Raw genomic sequence first — 19,240 nt, 5'->3', positions numbered from 1 at the left:
GGGGATTCGATCCGAATGAACATCGATCCTGCCGCATTGGAATGGAGAGAGGCCTATAAGCTGCTGATTGGCTCGATTGTTCCGAGGCCGATTGCTTTTGTATCCACCGTGGATGGACATGGACGCTGCAATCTCGCGCCGTTTAGCTTTTTTACGGGCATCTGCGCGGAGCCGATGATGGTTTGCTTTGCTCCAATGATTCGGGGAACCGACGGGGCGAAAAAGGATACACTCGCGAATATCGAAGCTACACAGCAGTTTGTGATCAACATTGTCGGCGAGAAGCTCGCAGAACAGATGAACGATTGTGCGATCGAATATCCGCCGGATGTGGACGAATTCGAGCAGGTCGGTCTGACCAAAAGGAAGAGCGAATGCGTCGATCCGCCATCCGTGCTGGAGTGCGATGTCCATTTGGAGTGCACGCTGCATCAAATCATCTCGTTCGGTGAGCAGCCAGGGGCCGGCAGTCTGGTCATTGGTCAGGTCGTGTGCGTGCACGTCAACGATGCATTATACGAGAACGGGAAAATCAATACCGCCAAGCTGCAGCCGATTGGAAGACTGGCGGGGCAGGCTTTTACACGAGCGGTTGCCGATACGTTCGAGTTGGAGCGAAAAAAATAGGGCGATCCAAGGGAGGGGCGGCGGATGAAGTTCGTTACCTTTGTTACGAAAACGGGAGAGCAGTGCGCTGGCTGGCTTGATGGAGATCGGGTCATCGACATGGATGTGATGAGCAGCGGCGTGCTGCCGAATACTATGATCGATTTTTTGCAGCAATCCGAGCGCTATCTGCCTCTCGCCTTGCGGTTGCAGCACTTGGAGCCGGAAGCCGATGCGGTGTACCCCTTGTCCGAGGTCCGTTTGTGCGCCCCTCTCCCCAAGCCAAGCAGCGTGCGCGACTTTTACGCTTTTGAACAGCATGTGAAAACGGCGCGTGCCCAAAGAGGCCTGGAAATGATTCCGGAATGGTACGAGGTTCCGGCGTTTTATTTTTCCAATTCGCATTGTATTGTGGGACCGGATGAGCCTGTGAAGAGGCCTGCGAAGTGTCAGTGGCTTGATTATGAGCTGGAAATCGCCTGCGTTATTGGCAAGAAAGGCAGCAATATTAAGGCGGATGAAGCAGACGATTATATCTTTGGCTACTGCATTATGAATGATTGGAGCGCGAGAGACATCCAGCGGCACGAAGTGAAAATCGGTCTGGGACCGGCTAAGGGGAAAGATTTTGCCACCTCGATTGGTCCTTATCTGGTCACTAAAGATGAGCTCAAGCCATATTGCTGCGGGGACAGATATCGGCTAGCCATGACGGCAGCGGTCAATGGACGGGTGCTTTCGCAGGGCAATTTTCATGACATTTATTATACGTTTGGACAAATGATTGAGCGCGCGTCGGAAGATGCGGTTTTGCATCCGGGGGATGTGATCGGTTCCGGGACGGTGGGGACAGGGTGCATTCTGGAGCTGACGGAAAAGGTTCACAGGTGGCTGGAGCCTGGGGACGTTGTGCAGCTGGAGATTACCGGACTTGGTGTGTTAAGGAACGCCATTGAAGGGGGAAAATGAAGATGTCCTTTTATCATCGCTTGGGACAAATACCAGCTAAACGGCATACTCAATTTCACAAACCGGACGGCCAGCTGTACCGTGAGCAGGTCATGGGGACGAAGGGCTTTTCCGGTATCCAATCGATTCTGTATCATCACCACGCGCCTACCGAGCTGCTCCAAGTACAGCTGCTCAACGATTGCGAACCGGAGTATGAAGACAAGGGGGCGCTTCGGCACCGTCATTTTCGCACCAATCAATATCAGGGAACGGGTGACGCGATTACCGGGAGGCAGTATTTGCTCGGCAATGAAGATCTGCTGATCGGTGTCATGACTCCAACGGAGCCCATGAACTATTATTTCCGCAATGCGAACGGAGATGAGCTGCTGTTCGTCCATCATGGCTCAGGCAAGCTCGAAACGATATTCGGCACCCTCCCCTACAAGCCAGGCGATTATATTGTGCTGCCGGTTGGGACGATTTACCGTTTGGTTCCTAATTCCGGGAGGACAACGCTCCTGTTTCTGGAGACCAGCAGCTGGATCACGACCCCAAAGCGCTATCGGAATGAGCATGGCCAATTGCTCGAGCATAGTCCGTATTGCGAACGCGATCTTCGTGTGCCGGAGAAGCTTGAAACGTACACCGTACAGGGGAAGCATGAGGTTCGAACGAAAAAAGGCAGCCAAATGCACTCCCATGTGCTCAATCATCATCCGCTGGATGTGGTCGGGTGGGATGGGTATTTGTATCCTTGGATTTTTAATATTGGCGATTTTGAACCGATTACCGGACGTGTCCATATGCCTCCGCCTATTCACCAGACGTTCGAGGGCAGCAATTTTGTGGTGTGTTCGTTTTGTCCCAGGTTGTTGGACTACCACCCGCAGTCGATCCCGGCCCCTTATTATCACAGCAACGTGGATAGTGACGAGGTTCTTTACTATGTAGACGGCAATTTTGGAAGCCGCAGAGGGATTGAAGAAGGCTCGATTACGCTTCACCCGTCAGGCATACCCCATGGGCCACATCCAGGAAAAGTCGAAGAGAGCATCGGAAAAAAGCATACCCAGGAACTTGCAGTAATGATCGACACGTTCCGCCCCTTACGGGTAGTCAAGCAGGCTCATGCCATCGAGGATCATGATTACGCTTACAGCTGGGCTTAACGCATGGATGCCGAAGAGGAGATGAGCTAACATGCAGACCAAAGCGGTTTGGCACCCGGAGCAAGCGTACATCGAGAAAACACGCCTCTTTCGATTCATGCAGAAGTTCGGCTACGACGATTATGATGCCTTTTACAAAAAGTCGATCACGGACATCGATTGGTTCTGGAACGCCGTCGTGCAGGATATGGGCATCGCGTGGTTTCGGGGCTACGATCGAGTGGTCGATCTGTCGGCAGGCATTGGGTGGCCCTCGTGGTTTAAGGGCGGGCAATTGAACATTGCCTATACTGCCTTGGAAAAATGGCTCGGCGACGAGGTCATTGCGCGGCGTGACGCCATTCGTTGGGTGGGGGAGAACGGCGAGGTCAGCTGCTGCACGTATGAGGAGCTGGCCGGGCAAGTAAACCGCGCAGCGAATGGGCTTCGAAAGCTAGGCATTGCCAAAGGCGACCGGGTGGTCATCTATATGCCGATGCTTCCGGAGACGGTGATTTCCATGCTAGCGGTGGCTAAGCTGGGAGCTATTTTTACCCCCGTTTATTCGGGTTATGCGGCACCAGCGTTGGCGGGGCGCATGAAGGCATCGGATGCCAAAATGGTCATTACGGCGGATGGATTTTACCGTCGCGGAAGCGTGATCCGGATGAAGGAGGAAGCCGACAAGGCTTTGCAGTCCGCCGCAGCTGTGGAGAAGGTAGTTGTAGTACGCCGATTGGGAGTCGATATTCCTTGGCAAAATGGGCGGGATGTGGAATGGACGGCGCTAACGGTCGATGCGAATGCAGCGGCAAATCTGCAAGCAGAAGCGATGGACAGCGGCGATCCGCTCATGCTGCTGTATACGTCCGGTACGACGGGCGCGCCGAAAGGCATCGTTCATACGCATAGCGGATTTCCGATCAAGGCGGCGTTCGATGCTGGATATGCAATGGATTTTCGGCCGGGGGACGTCATGCTTTGGGTCACCGACATGGGCTGGATGATGGGACCGTTTCTCGTATTCGCCGCGCTGCTGAATGCCGGTACGATGCTGCTTTATGAAGGCTCGCCGGATTATCCGGGGCCCGATCGGATCTGGCGCCTGGCGCATCAGCACCAGGTCACGCATCTTGGCATTTCCCCTACACTGATTCGCGTTTTGATGCAGCATGGCGAGAGCGGCTTTCAGGGTTGCGATCTGTCGGCACTCCGGGTCATTGGATCGACGGGGGAGCCGTGGAATCTGGAGCCTTGGCTGTGGCTGTTCCAACAGGTGGGGAAAGAGCAAGTCCCTATCTTCAATTACTCCGGAGGCACGGAAATTTCGGGCGGCATCCTTGGCAATGTGCTGCTGAAGCCGATTGCTCCGGTCGGGTTTAACACGCCAATCCCAGGGATGTATGCTGATGTGCTCGACCATGAAGGGAAGCCCATCCGCGGAGATGTAGGCGAATTGGTGCTGAAAGCGCCGTGGGTCGGAATGGCCAGTGGATTCTGGCAGGAGCCGGAGCGCTACGAAGCAGCGTATTGGTCCCGATGGCAGGATATTTGGGTTCATGGCGATTGGGTGACCGTCAGTGATGACGGCTTCTGGTACATTACGGGCCGGTCCGACGATACTCTGAACATAGCCGGCAAGCGGCTTGGCCCTGCGGAGATGGAGACGGTGCTGGTGGGGCATCCAAGCGTGATCGAAGCCGCCACCATCGGGGTCCCGGACGCAATCAAAGGGGAAGCGGCGGTATGCTTCGTCGTCCCGAGCATAGATATCTCCGCTTCTTCCGTTGCCGAGGGACTGGTGGCGCAATTGGTGGAATGGGCCGCACAGCAGCTCGGAAAGGCTTTAAAGCCGAAAGCCATTCATTTCGTTGACGCGCTGCCCAAAACACGAAACGGCAAGGTGATGCGCCGAGTGATCCGCGCCGCTTATCTGGGCGAAGCTCCCGGTGATCTGTCGGCGCTCGACAATCCAGCCGCCATCCAGGCGATTCGCCAGGCGGGCATCCACCGTTCAAACTAACGGTACACGAATTCACTGCCGTCCTCCGTCACAACAGATGGACTAGAGCCGAGCATGGCCGCATATTCTCCTAATATCAATGGAATATGGGATGAGGGGGATGCTTATGAGAGGACAAAGCTCCAAAGACAACCCTTGGCAAGCAGTAGCTCTAGTCACCGCCATCGGCGCCGATCTCGTGGTTTGTATGCTGGCCGGCTACTGGCTCGGAAATCTCATCAGCAAGTGGCAGGGCGGACAGCCGATTTGGCTGGTCGTCGGCATTATGCTAGGCTTTCTGATCGGTGTAGCTAGTATTATTTTGATTCTTCGCAAGTACACAGGCGGGTCTAATAAGGATTCCAGATGAGCAGGCTTCGAAACGTTCGGCCTTGGTCCTAATTTCTATTGGACTGAGGCCGTTTAATTTTGGTCAAAATAACCGATGAATAAATCAAAATAGTGTTATGGTTTGATTGCTGCAAATTTTTATAATGGAAGCATGTATAAGTATCTGTTTAGTGCAATCCCGTTACAATGGAGGAGTGTTGAACAAGATGGATTTTGAAAAAGACTGGGCTCAGCAAGCCTGGGAAAAAACCATGCAAAAGGTAAGCGAAACAAGTCAACGGATAGGAGACCGCTTTCCGCATGCAAGTGTGGATGGGGTTTACAAGCTTGAGCCCGCCAGCTGGTGGACCGCAGGCTTTTGGCCGGGATTACTGTGGCTGTTGTACCGGGAATCCAAAGACGAGTCCTTTAAGCAGCTGGCTGAATCCTGCGAGCAGCAGCTTGATCAGGTTATCAGTGACTACTATAAGCTGGATCATGATATTGGCTTTATGTGGACCCTTACGAGTGTGGCCCGTTATAAGCTGTTAGGTGCGGAGGACTCGAAGCGTCGAGGCTTGCTCGCAGCGAACCTCCTTGCAGCTCGGTTTAACGTGAACGGAAATTATATCCGTGCATGGAACCCGTGGTGTGAAGGAGAGGATAATTCCGGCTGGGCCATTATCGATTGTATGATGAATTTACCGCTGCTTCATTGGGCTTCTGAAATCACCGGAGATCCTCGATATAAGCATATCGCTATCCGGCATGCGGATATGGCGGTCGAGCATTTTATCCGCCCGGACGGCTCGGTCAATCATATTGTCATTTTCGATCCGCAGACAGGAGAAAAGCTTGAAGTGAACGGTGGCCAGGGGTTTGCGCCAGAATCCGCATGGTCACGCGGTACTGCATGGGCGATCTATGGGATGACACTTAGTCATCTCCATACGGGAGATCCGGAGTATTTGGATGCCGCTAAGCGCGCAGCCAACTTTTTTATCGCCAACCTGCCGGAAGATTACGTCCCGCATTGGGATTTTCGATTGCCTGAGGGGATTCCGGCCTATCGTGATTCTTCTGCCGGCGCTATTGCTGCATGTGGTCTGTTGCTGCTAGACGAGCAGCTGGGCGGAGAGGGCTCAGCTCTGTACCGTCGAGCTGGCGAGCGAATCCTGCACTCGTTATTTACCAACTACGGCGCCTGGGAGTCGGAATCGGAAGAAGGCTTGATCTTGCACGGTACAAGCCATTTCCCAGAAGGCAAAAACATTGATGTTCCTCTGATCTACGGAGACTATTATTTTGTAGAAGGTCTTTCCCGGTTGCTGGGTCATGGGGAGTTGTTTTGGTAAGTACTCTCGAATGTAATAAAGGGATGCACTTGGAGATGGTTTCGATGCCGATGCCAATCTTCAAGTGCTCTTTTTAATTAAAAAACGTCAAAGGGGCTACTATATTAAATTTTTCCATTATATAATATATATAGAATTTACCCTATATAAGCTCGCGGGCAGTCCAACTTTCTACTTATTTTAGCGATGGGCGTGATGAGATGCAGATGAGTAGGCTAGTAAGTAAAAGCAGAGGCGCGATTTATTGGAAAAATTTAGGGCTGGTGCTCCTGATTACTTGCATCCCCATTGCCTTTATAGGGGTCATTATTTACTATATCGGAACCGATCGGATCGAAACCGAAGTAAACAAGGCGCATCAGAATCAATTGAATTCATCGATCCAGCAAATGAATGATTATCTTTCAAATCTGGAGCATTCAGTTGTGCGGCTTGCTTTCGACCGGAGCATGGATGAGACACTGAAGCAGCTGGATTTCGTTCAGGATTTCCAAGTCACCAACGATATTATGAAAACGTTTTCTCTAATCACGGAATCCAACTCTCTGATTAATAGCGTGAGTTTGTACTTGCGCGGTACGAATAAAATTATGGGTGACGAGGTGGGGTTTCAAACCATCCGAACAGAAGACGACCTCAACTTATTAAATTCATTGTTGGATAACGAGCGAACGATCTATTGGAATTATGCGCTGAAAAAAATAAATAAGCCGGATTCGCAAAATAAAGCGATCATTATTAAGCTCCCAGGGGGACAAATGTATGGCTCCTTTGGAATGTACATTATTTATTTGGATCAAAAGAAATTAAATACCATGGTCCAAAAGCTCGTTTCGGGCGAAGGCGTGGCTTTCCTTTTTAATGAGAATGGCGACGATTTAACCACCTCTTCAAGCGATGAGGGCACGAAAGATCAGCAGACGCTGAAGGACACGCTAAAAAACCGGATCAATGCAGACAATGCGAATGAAAATAGGTTCAAATTTGAATGGGACCATAAGAGCTATAACGTCTCCTATGGAAAAATTTCGAAGCTGGGCAGCAAATGGACGGTGGTCACCGCTACACCTGTATCGCAAATCATCGCCCCTGTGAGATCCTTGTCGAGCCTTATCGTGTGGATCAGCGTGCTGGGATTAACCCTGGGGTTATTGCTATCTTGGTTTGCATCTAACAAAATTTACGATCCCATACAACGATTAAAGAGCCTTTTTGAAGGCTCCAGAACTGGCCGGTCGAGCGACAAGGACGAGGTGACCTATATCGAGCATCAATGGAAGCTGCAGCTTCAACAACAGCAGGAGCTTTCCATCAAGCTCAAGCAGTCAACGCCCATGCTTCGGGAGAGCTTTCTGCTGCAATTTTTGCAGGGTCACTTGTACACCCACACGGAATCCGAGCTGGTTCAGAAAATGAAGCAGTTTGACTGGGACATAGAGCAAAAGAAGTTTGCTATTATGGTCGCTCAGCTCCATGGGATGACCGAATTAGGCGGGAAATTTTCGGAGCGGGACGATCAGCTGGTCAGCTTCGCTGCTTCGAATATTATTACAGAGCTCTGCTCCGAAAAATTAAATATGGTTCATGTAACAAATTTTCAGGACTTGTCTATTGGCGTTTTTCTGGTTTTGGACCCGACTCACTCCAAGGAGGAGATCGCAGCGATGTTGAATAAGCTGGCCCATGACTATATCGTGGCGGTGAATAATGTGCTGCGCCTCAAGGTGACCATTGTTACCAGCAAAATATCCGATTCGATCGTGGAAATGCCTAAGATTTTGGAGCAGACTCGAAAAGCACTGCGGTTCCGTGATCATCATACTTCGAATCAAATGCTGGATATGAATCAATACCTGCTCCCGAGCACGAAGCAAAATCAGTATCCATCCGAGCTGGAAAGAGAAATTGTGCATACCGTCAGCATGGGACTGGAAGAAGAGGCGGCTCAACTGATCAAGAAATTTATGCTGGAGCTGCAAAGCAACAACAACGCTGAGTTGATGGTTCACCAAGGCATGATGAAGCTGCTCGGCTCGATTCACGATGCGATCGTGAAGCATGATGTGAACTTGTTCACTTTATATGAAGGTGTACATTTATATGAGCAGTTAATGCAGCTATCGGAGCCGGACCAAATCGTGGAGTGGTTCCAATATCAACTGATCCGTCCTTTTGTCCGAACCTTAACCATCGCTTATGACGCCAATTTAAAAGAAATGATTGATGATCTATTGGTGCAAATGCAGAAGGACGTTTTCCACGATGTCTCGCTCGAAATGTATGCCGATCAGTTTCAGATCAGCCCCTCCAAGCTTAGTAAAGCGTTCAAGCAGATTAACGGCATCAATTTTATCGATATGATGGTTCGTTTAAGGCTGGAGAAATGCAAAGAGCTGCTCGTGACAACCGATTTGAAAATCAATGATATTGCCGATCAGCTGCATTATCAGCCGTCCTACCTGATCCGGATGTTTAAAAAATATGAGAGTCTGACTCCCAGACAATATCGGGAAAAGCATACCTAATAGCCATGAAAGAAGCTCTTCTGACGATCTGAAGGGCTTTTTTTATTCATTGCAAAAAAAGACGATGGCCGGAAATTATGCCATGCGATAGCAATAATTTGTTATCATTGTACCTCCTTTGCCCATGCTTTACATTATGGCTATCAGCAACTCACTACGTATCAGGGAGGGTGGTACATGGAAGCTCAAGCGACAAACATAAAGCGAAAGCCCCTTGCGCAAAGGAAGTCCAAAGCTTCGTTTTGGTCCGAAATGAACCGGGACAAGTATTTATACTTACTGGTTTTGCCCGGACTCCTGTATTTTCTAATTTTCAAATATTACCCGATGTGGGGCTTAATCATTGCCTTTCAAGAGTATTCACCTTATATGGGAGTATTTAAAAGCGCTTGGGTAGGACTCGAAAATTTTGAACGGTTTTTTAACAATCCTGATTTCCTACTTCTGTTCCGCAATACGATGATGATCAGCCTGCTCAGCCTAGTCTTTTTCTTTCCGCTGCCGATCCTACTGTCGCTTTGTATGAATGAAGTGAGCAACAAATATTTTAAGCGGACGATTCAATCGATTGTTTACCTGCCCCATTTCTTATCGTGGGTCATTATTGCGGGGATTACGTTCTTACTGCTTTCTCAGTCGAATGGGATCATCAACATGCTTCTCCAGTACGCAGGATTTTCGAAAATTGATTTTTTGACGAATGAAAAATATTTCTGGGGCATGCTCACCGGTCAAAATATATGGAAGGACACCGGATGGGGAACGATTATATTCCTCGCCGCCATGACCGGCATCGACACGCAGCTGTATGAAGCAGCCAGGATCGATGGCGCGACTCGCATCCGGCAAATCTGGCATATTACGCTCCCAGGGATCCGAAACGTCATCGTTATTCTTTTAATTCTGCGGTTGGGCCATATTATGGATGTGGGCTTTGAACAAGTATTTCTAATGACTAACGGCGCGGTGGCGAATGTTTCCGATGTGTTTGAGACATATGTTTATCGCAACGGGATTCAGCAAGGACAGTTCAGCTATACGACGGCAGCCGGTTTGTTTAAGTCGGTGATCGGTCTCGTGCTTGTAGTAGGCTCCAACTGGCTGGCTAAGCGCTTCGGTGAAGAGGGCGTTTATTAATAAGGAGGTAAGGCCAATGCGAGAAAGCCTTGGGGACCGCATCTTTGGTTGGATCAATATCCTTGTCTTAGTGGTCATTGGAGTGGTTACGCTGTTCCCCTTGTACTATGTATTTGTGGTTTCCTTTACGGAGCCCAGAGAGTACATCGAGAAATACGGCTTCGTTCTTTTTCCGAGCAAGTGGAGCATAGGCGCTTATCAATATTTGCTTTCCACTTCGGCGTTCATGCGTGCCACCGGGGTTAGTGCCTTTCTGGCCACCATGGGAACTGTGTTAAGCCTCATGGTCACATCGGCCTTCTCCTTTGGCCTCTCCCGTAAAAGGCTGCGTGGAAGAAGAACGATGCTCATCCTGGTGATGTTTTCGATTTTGTTTAATCCGGGCATTATTCCCGTTTATCTGCTCGTCCGTGATTTTGGAATGATTAACAGCGTATGGGCATTGATTGTCCCCGTAATCACGAGCGGCTGGTATGTCATCTTGATGAAAAGCTTCTTTGACAGCATTCCAGTCGAGCTGGAGGAAGCCGCCATGATTGACGGATGTAATGATCTAAGCATCTTTTTCCGGGTCATTTTGCCGCTTTCCGCCGCATCGCTGGCCGCCTTCGGATTATTTTACGCCGTGGCGTATTGGAATACGTTCTTTAATGCGGTGCTGTACATTAACGATTTTACCAAAGTGCCTTTACAGATTGTTCTGCGCAACATGCTGATTGATTCAGACACGGCGGTTGGGGGCGCGTCAGCGGTAGAGATGGCATCCGATAAGCAGCTGCCCACGCAAACCATTAAGATGGCTGCCGTCGTCATTTCTACACTTCCCATCATGCTGGTCTATCCGTTTTTGCAGAAGCATTTTACCAAGGGTGTTATGTTAGGCTCTGTTAAAGGTTAAGAGGCAGCGAATGCTGATCCGGCGGAGCTTAATCAATGAATATATTTTGAAGAGGAGACTTGTGAAATGACAAACTTTGCCGATCTGGAAAAAACATGGCGTATTGAGAAAATCGAACAGGTGATCATGAAAGGGGAACGGAGAAGGCTGGCCGGATGCAATGCTAGGCTGGGCGTTCACGGGAAGGAAGTCAGCTTTCCACTCGTTCGAATCACGATTGGGGGGATTACAGGGTACAGCTGGTCTCGCGTGTCTCGTGAAGCGGCCGAAGCGATGCTCGGGGCAACGGTGAGTGAAATTTTCAGCGAAGAGCAGTGGATTGACGATCGCTTCCAAAGCATTCAATTCCCGCTGTTTGACTGGTTGGCCAAAGTCAGGGAGATCCCCGTATATGAGCTTTTAAGCCAAAAGAAGTTCTCTTCTCCACTACAGGTGCCTTGTTACGATACGTCGCTGTACTTTGACGATTTGCATCTGAGCTCGGAGGAAGCGGCGGTTGCCCTCCTTCAGGAAGAAGCGATGGAAGGCTATAACGAAGGGTTCCGCAACTTCAAAATCAAAGTCGGCCGTGGAGCCATGCACATGGACTTAATGGAAGGCACGAAACGAGATATTGCGATCGTGAACGGAATTAGAGCGGTTGTCGGCCCCGAATGTAACCTTGCTATTGACGCCAACAATGGGTACAACTTGAACCTGACCAAGCATGTGCTTAGAGAAACGGCGCAATCCAATCTGCTGTGGGTCGAGGAGGCTTTCCACGAGGATGATCGTCTTTACCGCAATCTGAAGGAATGGATGGCCAAGGAGAATCTGAACGTGATGATCACAGACGGTGAAGGACAGGCAGCTAGACCGATTGTGGAGTGGGCGGAGCAGGGGTTGATTGATGCGATTCAATATGATTTGAGGGACTACGGAATCGTGAATTGGCTGAAATTAGCCAAGCGGCTGGCAAAATCCGGGGTAAAGGCAGCTCCGCACAATTACGGCGGCTTCTATGGAAACTATGCTTCGGCTCAAGTGTATCCTGCCATCGAAGGGTTTTTGTTAGTTGAATGGGACCCCGCGCAAATTCCGGGCATTGACACTTCAGGCTACCGGGTTCAAGACGGGAAAATCTCGGTGCCTTCGACTCCAGGCTTTGGCCTCCATGTCGATGAAGCCTTTTATGAACGCCAAGTAAGAGAAAGCGGCTGGGCTTTGAACCGTTGAGACGAAATCATTCCATTCCATGAGGAGATGAGTAATCCATGAAACACATGCCGAAAGCGCTACTCGTATTATCCACGATGGTCGCATTCTCTTCTCTTGCTGCGGCCTGCTCCTCGTCGACCCCTTCCGCTCCAGCGAAGGACGGTGCGGCGCCTGCAACAGGGGAGGCCAAAGCACCTGCTAAGCCTACCGAGATCCGCGTCATTAGCGATTTCACCATTGCCCAGCCTCCTGGTGCTGATAATCCCGTTCAGAAGGAATTCGAGAAACGGACCAATACGAAGCTGACGGTGCAATGGATTCCAGGCGCCGATTACGCAGACCGGGTCAATGTGGCACTAGCTGCAGGCGATATTCCCGATTTGATCAAAATTCCGAGCATCACCACGCCATTATTCCGCCAAATGGTGAAGCAGGGGGCCTTCTGGGACATTACGCCTTATATCAAGGATTATCCGAACCTGGCCGCCATTAAAGCGCAAACGTGGCAAAATACGAAGATCGACGGCAAAAACTTTGCTGTTCCTGCCGGACGGCCCTTAGACGGAGGCGGATTTTTCGATATTCGTAAAGACTGGCTGGATAAGCTGGGACTCAAGATGCCGACCAATATGGATGAGCTTTATACGGTCATGAAAGCGTTTAAGGACAATGCGCCGGATGGCATGAAGGACACGATTGGCTATACGATGCGTGGAGCGGGAGTCATCGACGAAGTGTTTTTGGGGACCGTGGGCAAATGGAAAGCGGTCGACGGCAAGCTGGTGAATATGTATCTGGAGCCGGAAATGAGGGAATCCATCGTCTATCAGCGGAAGCTGTTCCAGGAAGGCTTAATCCCGCAGGACTTTCCGGTGCTGAAGGAAAATCAATACTGGGAGCTCGCAACAAGCGGCAGAGCCGGGATCACCAATGAAACGCCGGAGGCGCTGTTCCGATATACCATGGATCAGTGGAAGAAAAATCCGAAGGTCGAATGGACGCCGATGGTCTCCTTAGCAGCCAAACCGGGCGGCAAGCCGTATGTGTCCCAAGGCACAGGGATGAATGGGGTATTAGCGATTCCGAAATCGGTTCCGGAAGACAAAATGAAAGCCATTTTAAAATTCGTCAATTACGGCTCCGGCGGCGATGGGCTGGATCTGACGCTGTATGGGATTAAAGATGTTCATTATACCGTTACGGATGGGATTAAAGTGTCCAATGATAAAGCCGTCGCCGATAGCGTAGGAACAGCCACTTGGGGAAAAATGTTCAGTACGCCGGTAGTAGATTTGTGGCAGTACGCGGCTGGCATGCCAAAAGAGATTTATCAACGAAACATGAAAATTGCAGAAGATCGATCGAAGATTTCGGTCGGAGACCCGGCGATTGGTCTGGTATCTAACACGGAGCTGAAGATGGGTGCCGACTATACGAAGAAATTTTCCGATATGAAAACGCAAGCGATCATCGGAAAAATCTCGATGGACGATTGGGACAAATTTATCGACTCGCTCAAAAAGGATCCAAACTACCAAAAGATCATAGAAGAAATCAATGTAGAGTATAAAAATCGACTGGCGCAAAAGTAAACAATAATAGCCTGAGGCAGGGGGGATTCCTTGCCTCTTTGCTATTCACCAAAGGGAGTGTGATCATAATGGAATATGCGGAATTCGGGAAAACAGGAGTGCGTGTAAGTCGGATCGGCTTCGGCGGTGCCCCGGCGGGATTGCGAAATTATTTGAGAGAGTACGATCCGGATCTGCCGGAGAATCAAAGCCATATTATCGCAGCCATCGACGCCGCACTGGAAGCCGGCATTAATTATTTCGATACGGCGGCCGGATATGGCAATGGCAAAAGCGAAGAGCTGATCGGCTACGCGTTAAAGGGGAGCCGCGACTCGGTGTTTCTGGCCAGCAAGTCCAAAATCTGCCCCCCGGATGACCTGCGCCGATCCCTGGAGCAAAGCCTGGAGCGCCTCCAGACCGATCGGCTGGATTTTTTTCAGCTTCATGGCACCAGCTATACGGATCAACATGTGCAGCAGGTTCTTCACGGCGGCGTGTTGGAGCAATTGATTCGACTGAAGGAGGAAGGCTTGGTCCGTTTTATCGGCTTCACCAGTGAGGATTCGAACCGGGCCGTTTATGATTTCATCCAGTGCGGGCAATTCGATATCATGCAAATCTGTTATAACGTCCTCATGCAGCATGCGTATGATCCGAACCGACCTTTTGGAAGCATCCTTGAGGCGGAAAAGGCCGGTCTTGGCATTGCCGTGATGCGAGCCTTTACTTCAGGCGTTTTTCAACGATGGATGGCGATGGTTCATCCGGAAAACCAGTTTGATTATACGGAGGCTTTAATTCAATTCGTGCTTTCCAATCCGCATGTCGATGTCGCTTTGATCGGGATGAGAAACGCCGAAGAGGTCCGGAAAAATGCAGCTACCTGCAACAACACCTCTGGAAGAGTCGATATTATAAAAATGTTCACATACTATGAATAGTGTCGCTCGTGCCGATGTGGACTTCTGTGCCATCGTGGGTCGTAATCCGGAAAAGAAATGTGATTGTGAATTAAGGGGCGTTTCGGAAGGAAAAGGAGCTTTCGAGGTGGAAATAGTAAGAATTTAAGGAAATGAAAGCGGATAGCTCAACCTTCGGTCTTCAGATCGGAAGTTGAGCTATGCCGACTTAAGAGTCTGTCCGACGAAGTGCTTACTGCGAATGCCTATTCGCATATTCCAGTCCGTCGGACAGACTCCAAAGAGGAGGAACGAGCAGCGCGATGGGACGATATGGGGCAAGTCTGAGCACAAATGAGGGATTCACTACCGTGGTGCTAACGGATAGCGGCAGCGATGCGATTGCGGAGCTGATCCCGGAGGTGGGCTATAATCTGTTTCGTTTTGAATGCGGCGGGCGCAGCCTGATTCAGTCTCCCGAAAGCTTGATTTCGCTTAAGCAAGCCCCCGTCTGTTATCAGTACGGCACGCCGATCCTGTTCCCTCCCAATCGGGTGAAGAACGGCACCTTTACCTTTCAAGGTAGAACGTACCAGCTGCCTTTGAATGAGCCGCCGGATCATCATCTACATGGCGAGATAGCGTCCAAGCCGTGGGAGGTAATCGAATTCGGGGTGACGGAGGAGCAGGGCGCCTTCGTGACCAGCCGATTTGCTTTTGCCGATCATCCGGAGATGCTGGCCTATTTCCCTCACCGGCTGTCGTTTACGCTGACCTATCGTTTGTTCGAAGGACGGCTGAAGCTGAGCGGCGTCATTCGCAATGAGGGCGATGACGATGCGCCGTTTGCGTACGGGTTCCATCCGTACTTTCCGCTTCCCTTTGGGGATGAGGAGATTGTGCTGACGGCGCCTGCAGCCTGTGAATGGCCGGTGATGAGTAAATCGTTCGTAACAGGCATGCCGTCGGTGACGGACTTCAGCGCACAGGTGAGCGGAAAAGGGGCGAGTATTTCGAATTACCCTGAGCTCAAATGCACGATGCTGGAGCTTCAGGATGACGAGCGTGGCAATCGTATATGCCGCATGGCGCTGAAAAATCAAGGGTATACCATCGCCTACCAGACCGATCCGATCTTCTCCTTTGCGCTCTTGTTCCGTCCAAGCTGGGCGTCGGCTTTTTCGATCGAGCCCTATACCTGCCTGACGGATGCGTTCAATCTGCCTTACGAGCACGAGCAGACGGGAGTTCGGGGGATCACTGCGGGAGAAGAAATTCGATTCACGAATCAGCTGTGGATGGAGTGAAAAGCATGAGTCCTGGAACTTGGATTGAAGCTTGCGCAGCAGAGGATATTGAGGTGGAGGATGTCATCCGTTTCGACCACGGGGATCAGTCGTTTGCGATCTACCGAACGGCGGATGGCAGCTACTATGCGTCGGAAGGGTTCTGCACCCATCAGAAAGTGCATCTGTCGGATGGCCTCGTGATGGGCTCGGTCATCGAATGTCCCAAGCATAACGGGCGGTTCGATATCCCCACCGGAGCGGCCAAGCGCCCGCCGGTCTGCATCAATCTGCAAACGTACCCTGTGAAGCTCGAGGCAGGGAAAGTGCTGATTCAAATTTGATTCGAATGGACTGAAGCACATAAGGACGATTCCGTTCGCTGGCACACTGGATGTCAGTCCTCCACTGAAATTTAATTTTTTAACATTTAACGTCACTGTTCTAGTGACGTTTTTTTTCTTGTTGGTGGGTAAATCCCGTTGTGACGGTCGGGGCATGACAAATATTTCTCTGGGTAAGTATTATCACTTTAAGGTGCGCGGCTTATTTCCTAAGATGGCTTTAAGAAGGAGGTTAGGTCAGGCAAACCCCTGGATTTCCCATTTGAGACGCCGAAATAACAATACCAAGTACCCGGAGGGATGTATGTATGCAGGATAAAATGATTGCGATGCAGGTGGGGGCAGTTTCGTTTGCCGATGAAGGTACGGAAGCGGTTTTGGATGCCTTACAAGAAAAAGGGAAGGTCAATACGCTTTTCCTGGCCAATTTTACGTATACGCGAGGGACCGGCGGGAGACCGTTTCCCGGTTTTCCATTGGCAGATCATGGTACGCAGGAATACGACCTGAATTATGTGGGCGGCAATTTCGGTACAGGACATCCGGAGTATTATCGAAATACGTTTGTACAAGCCGACGATTTCCAGTCCAGAGATCATGGTGATTGGGATATGATGGCGGAGGTCGTACCTGCTGCTCACCGAAGGGGGATGAAGGTCTATTCCTGGATCGAGGAAAGCGCAGGGAAAAAAGGGGCGATTGAACAGTCCCGGCGAATCCCGAATTTCGCTCAGGTGCTGGAGATCGATGCGAGAGGCCGCAAAGCAAAGCGTCCCTGCTTTAACCATCCGGATTATCGGAACTGGCACTTTGGCTTGATTGAAGATTACATCAAATCCTATGAGGTTGATGGCGTAGCTTGGGGATCGGAGCGTCAAGGCCCCTTAGGAAATATGCTCGGAGGACGGTGGGCTACGGGAGAGATGACTTGCTTTTGTGAGCATTGCCGCTCCAGAGCGAGAGAGAAAGGCATTCAAGTCGAACGTGCGAGACAAGGCTTCCTTGAGCTGGAGAAGTTTATCCTAAGCGCCCGCAAGAATCAGCGCCCGAACGATGGCTATTTTGTGACCTTCTGGCGTTTATTGCTTCAATACCCGGAGTTACTAGCCTGGGAATCGCTGTGGCATGAGGGGCAGCAGCAGTTTTTCCGCGAGGTCTATGGCATGGTGAAAGCGATCCGGCCCGAGGTTCAGGTGGGCTGGCACGTGTACCATCTCCATTCGTTCTCTCCGTTCCATCGGGCTACGCAGGATTTGGCCGCCATGAGTCACTACAGCGATTTTATTAAGCTGGTGGTATACAACAATTGCGCTGGACCGCGGTATGCCAATTTTATTGAAGCGATTCACAAGACGATTTTCAAGGATGCGCCTCCAGGGGATGGGGTAAAGCTCATTTCGCGTTTTCTGGATATTGATGAAGGCCCATGGGACGAGATGCATAACCGCAGGTGGTCGGCCGACTATGTGCGGAAGGAAACGCAAAGAGCCATCAACGCGGTACGAAGTGAAGGGAACGCCACGCTAATCATTCCCGGCATCGATGTCGACATTCCTACGGACAAGGGGGAATCACTGACCCGGCAGGAGGACGTGTATGAGGCGGTTACTGCAGCGCTTGAGGCCGGCGCTGACGGTGTGGTGCTCTCCCGCAAGTATTCGGAGATGAAGCTGGCGAACGTAGCGGCATGCGGTCGTGCGGTAGACGACTTTCAAAGGGCAAATGAAAACGCTTAATTTTGGTTAATCGGACGAAAATTTCCGCATGACGTTTATTTCCTAAGGTTGATTTTGCCCAGCTAATTCAAGGATTCCATGACAAAAATTTCTCAGCATAAGGATTATCACTATCAGAGGCCGCCAGCTTCAATTACTCTAATGCTGAAGGCAGGACCAAGAAACCTGAGAGGAAGTGGACAGTTTGTCAAGAAGTCCCATTATCGATTGCGACGTCCATCCGTCGCCAAAAAGCATTGAAGAAATCCGCTCGTACATGGCGCAGCCGTGGAAGGACCGGTACAACGGTGGAGGACGCGGTTTTTACGGAAACCCGCTGCATGGCGCCCGCTTAGATGCCAAGCCTCCCGGCGGCGGACCGACAGGCTCGGATCCGGAGTTTCTGCGCAAGCAATTGATTGAGGAATATGACGAGGCGCATGCCATATTGCTTCCAAGAGCTTTCTGTAATTTGCATCCGGACCCGGACTATGCAACAGCAGTGGCTGCAGCCTTTAACGACTGGCTGGCGGATACTTGGCTTAGTAAATATAACCACGACGGCGTGTTTAAAGGCTCCATAACGATTGCGCATCAGGACCCGCAAGCGGCCGCCAAAGAAATTGAACGCTGGGCCGGCCACCCTCATTTTGTGCAGGTGATGACCGATTCGGGTGCTCGCGCTCCGTTTGGCCAACGCCAGTATTATCCGATTTACGAAGCATGCAATAAATATGGGCTGCCACTGGCTATCCACCCAGGAACGGATGGCATGGGGATCAATCAGCAGCCTACTCCAGGTTATCCGACGCACTATATTGAATGGCATACCTGCTTATCTTTGGGCTTCCAAGCTCATTTGGTCAGCTTCATTACGGAAGGTGTGTTTGAGAGATTCCCTAATATGAAAGTGGTCTTAACGGAAGGCGGAGTATCGTGGCTTCCAGCGTTGATGTGGAGGCTTGATGCGGAATACAAGGCGCTGCGCTACGAAGTGCCTTGGGTAAAACGCAAGCCGAGCGAATACCTCAGGGATCACGTACGGCTGTCCTCACAGCCGCTAGAGCGGCCGGACAACGATCAGCATCTGCTTCAGGTGTTGGAAATGATGGATGCAGAGCACATTCTAATGTTTGCCAGTGATTATCCGCATTGGGATTTTGATTCACCTAAATTTGCCTTCCCTAAAATGCCGAAAAACTTGAGAAGACGTATTTTTTATGAAAATGCTAAGGAATTATATAAATTGTAATTCATGGAGGGGAATGCA

16 protein-coding genes are annotated in these 19,240 nt (G+C 50.5%); all 16 read left to right on the top strand.

Features of this window, described 5'->3' with window-relative positions:
- The first annotated feature begins 15 nt into the window (after positions 1-15).
- The 16 genes from FPZ49_RS05655 to FPZ49_RS05580 all read left to right on the top strand — a co-directional run bounded on the left by FPZ49_RS05655 (position 16) and on the right by FPZ49_RS05580 (position 19,222).
- On the top strand, positions 16-627 hold the full coding sequence (locus FPZ49_RS05655) for a flavin reductase family protein (RefSeq protein WP_144844402.1): 612 nt from the start codon (positions 16-18) through the stop codon (positions 625-627).
- Positions 628-651: 24 nt separating this feature from the next.
- On the top strand, positions 652-1,575 hold the full coding sequence (locus tag FPZ49_RS05650) for a fumarylacetoacetate hydrolase family protein (RefSeq protein ID WP_144844400.1): 924 nt from the start codon (positions 652-654) through the stop codon (positions 1,573-1,575).
- 2 nt (positions 1,576-1,577) lie between these two features.
- Positions 1,578-2,729: a homogentisate 1,2-dioxygenase gene (locus FPZ49_RS05645; protein ID WP_391563806.1), complete on the top strand. Its 1,152-nt coding sequence runs from the start codon at positions 1,578-1,580 to the stop codon at positions 2,727-2,729.
- Between the two features lie 31 nt (positions 2,730-2,760).
- Complete coding sequence (locus FPZ49_RS05640) at positions 2,761-4,731, top strand: AMP-binding protein (protein WP_144844396.1); 1,971 nt, start codon at positions 2,761-2,763, stop codon at positions 4,729-4,731.
- 106 nt (positions 4,732-4,837) lie between these two features.
- Positions 4,838-5,080, top strand: a complete 243-nt coding sequence (locus FPZ49_RS05635; RefSeq protein WP_144844395.1) for an AtpZ/AtpI family protein — start codon at positions 4,838-4,840, stop codon at positions 5,078-5,080.
- Positions 5,081-5,267: 187 nt separating this feature from the next.
- Positions 5,268-6,395, top strand: coding sequence for a glycoside hydrolase family 88 protein (locus tag FPZ49_RS05630; protein ID WP_144844393.1), 1,128 nt, complete (start codon positions 5,268-5,270; stop codon positions 6,393-6,395).
- 206 nt (positions 6,396-6,601) lie between these two features.
- Positions 6,602-8,920 carry a helix-turn-helix domain-containing protein gene (locus FPZ49_RS05625; RefSeq protein WP_186445637.1) on the top strand — a complete coding sequence of 773 codons (2,319 nt, stop codon included), beginning with the start codon at positions 6,602-6,604 and terminating at the stop codon, positions 8,918-8,920.
- 252 nt (positions 8,921-9,172) lie between these two features.
- Entirely contained in the window at positions 9,173-10,057 is an 885-nt protein-coding gene (locus tag FPZ49_RS05620; RefSeq protein ID WP_144844578.1) for an ABC transporter permease, read from the top strand.
- 16 nt (positions 10,058-10,073) lie between these two features.
- Positions 10,074-10,955, top strand: a complete 882-nt coding sequence (locus FPZ49_RS05615) for a carbohydrate ABC transporter permease (protein ID WP_144844389.1) — start codon at positions 10,074-10,076, stop codon at positions 10,953-10,955.
- A gap of 66 nt (positions 10,956-11,021) precedes the next feature.
- Entirely contained in the window at positions 11,022-12,170 is a 1,149-nt protein-coding gene (locus FPZ49_RS05610) for an enolase C-terminal domain-like protein (RefSeq protein WP_144844387.1), read from the top strand.
- A 38-nt stretch (positions 12,171-12,208) separates the two neighbouring features.
- Positions 12,209-13,744, top strand: coding sequence for an extracellular solute-binding protein (locus FPZ49_RS05605; RefSeq protein ID WP_144844385.1), 1,536 nt, complete (start codon positions 12,209-12,211; stop codon positions 13,742-13,744).
- 68 nt (positions 13,745-13,812) lie between these two features.
- Positions 13,813-14,667 (top strand): aldo/keto reductase, encoded by an 855-nt coding sequence (locus tag FPZ49_RS05600; RefSeq protein WP_144844383.1) that lies wholly within the window; start codon positions 13,813-13,815, stop codon positions 14,665-14,667.
- A gap of 281 nt (positions 14,668-14,948) precedes the next feature.
- Positions 14,949-15,932 (top strand): aldose 1-epimerase, encoded by a 984-nt coding sequence (locus FPZ49_RS05595; RefSeq protein ID WP_144844381.1) that lies wholly within the window; start codon positions 14,949-14,951, stop codon positions 15,930-15,932.
- Between the two features lie 5 nt (positions 15,933-15,937).
- A complete protein-coding gene (locus tag FPZ49_RS05590) occupies positions 15,938-16,255 on the top strand; it encodes a MocE family 2Fe-2S type ferredoxin (RefSeq protein WP_144844379.1) in 318 nt (105 codons plus the stop codon).
- Positions 16,256-16,563: 308 nt separating this feature from the next.
- Positions 16,564-17,991, top strand: coding sequence for a hypothetical protein (locus FPZ49_RS05585; RefSeq protein WP_144844377.1), 1,428 nt, complete (start codon positions 16,564-16,566; stop codon positions 17,989-17,991).
- Positions 17,992-18,166: 175 nt separating this feature from the next.
- Positions 18,167-19,222, top strand: coding sequence for an amidohydrolase family protein (locus FPZ49_RS05580; RefSeq protein WP_261381270.1), 1,056 nt, complete (start codon positions 18,167-18,169; stop codon positions 19,220-19,222).
- The last annotated feature ends 18 nt before the right edge of the window (positions 19,223-19,240 follow it).

It is taken from the genome of Paenibacillus cremeus, from assembly GCF_007786445.1.
Taxonomy (GTDB): Bacteria; Bacillota; Bacilli; order Paenibacillales; family NBRC-103111; genus Paenibacillus_G; species Paenibacillus_G cremeus.
The sequence above is the reverse complement of the archived record's forward strand: the minus strand, read 5'-3'. Positions and strand labels throughout refer to the sequence as shown.

Excerpts from the sequence above, each read along its gene's own strand:
- FPZ49_RS05630 (WP_144844393.1), top strand. The coding sequence starts at position 5,268 with ATGGATTTTGAAAAAGACTGGGCTCAGCAAGCCTGGGAAAAAACCATG.
- FPZ49_RS05615 (WP_144844389.1), top strand. The coding sequence starts at position 10,074 with ATGCGAGAAAGCCTTGGGGACCGCATCTTTGGTTGGATCAATATCCTT.
- FPZ49_RS05600 (WP_144844383.1), top strand. The coding sequence starts at position 13,813 with ATGGAATATGCGGAATTCGGGAAAACAGGAGTGCGTGTAAGTCGGATC.
- FPZ49_RS05625 (WP_186445637.1), top strand. The coding sequence starts at position 6,602 with ATGAGTAGGCTAGTAAGTAAAAGCAGAGGCGCGATTTATTGGAAAAAT.
- FPZ49_RS05635 (WP_144844395.1), top strand. The coding sequence starts at position 4,838 with ATGAGAGGACAAAGCTCCAAAGACAACCCTTGGCAAGCAGTAGCTCTA.
- FPZ49_RS05590 (WP_144844379.1), top strand. The coding sequence starts at position 15,938 with ATGAGTCCTGGAACTTGGATTGAAGCTTGCGCAGCAGAGGATATTGAG.
- FPZ49_RS05655 (WP_144844402.1), top strand. The coding sequence starts at position 16 with ATGAACATCGATCCTGCCGCATTGGAATGGAGAGAGGCCTATAAGCTG.
- FPZ49_RS05610 (WP_144844387.1), top strand. The coding sequence starts at position 11,022 with ATGACAAACTTTGCCGATCTGGAAAAAACATGGCGTATTGAGAAAATC.
- FPZ49_RS05605 (WP_144844385.1), top strand. The coding sequence starts at position 12,209 with ATGAAACACATGCCGAAAGCGCTACTCGTATTATCCACGATGGTCGCA.
- FPZ49_RS05595 (WP_144844381.1), top strand. The coding sequence starts at position 14,949 with ATGGGACGATATGGGGCAAGTCTGAGCACAAATGAGGGATTCACTACC.
- FPZ49_RS05585 (WP_144844377.1), top strand. The coding sequence starts at position 16,564 with ATGCAGGATAAAATGATTGCGATGCAGGTGGGGGCAGTTTCGTTTGCC.
- FPZ49_RS05640 (WP_144844396.1), top strand. The coding sequence starts at position 2,761 with ATGCAGACCAAAGCGGTTTGGCACCCGGAGCAAGCGTACATCGAGAAA.
- FPZ49_RS05645 (WP_391563806.1), top strand. The coding sequence starts at position 1,578 with ATGTCCTTTTATCATCGCTTGGGACAAATACCAGCTAAACGGCATACT.
- FPZ49_RS05620 (WP_144844578.1), top strand. The coding sequence starts at position 9,173 with ATGAACCGGGACAAGTATTTATACTTACTGGTTTTGCCCGGACTCCTG.
- FPZ49_RS05650 (WP_144844400.1), top strand. The coding sequence starts at position 652 with ATGAAGTTCGTTACCTTTGTTACGAAAACGGGAGAGCAGTGCGCTGGC.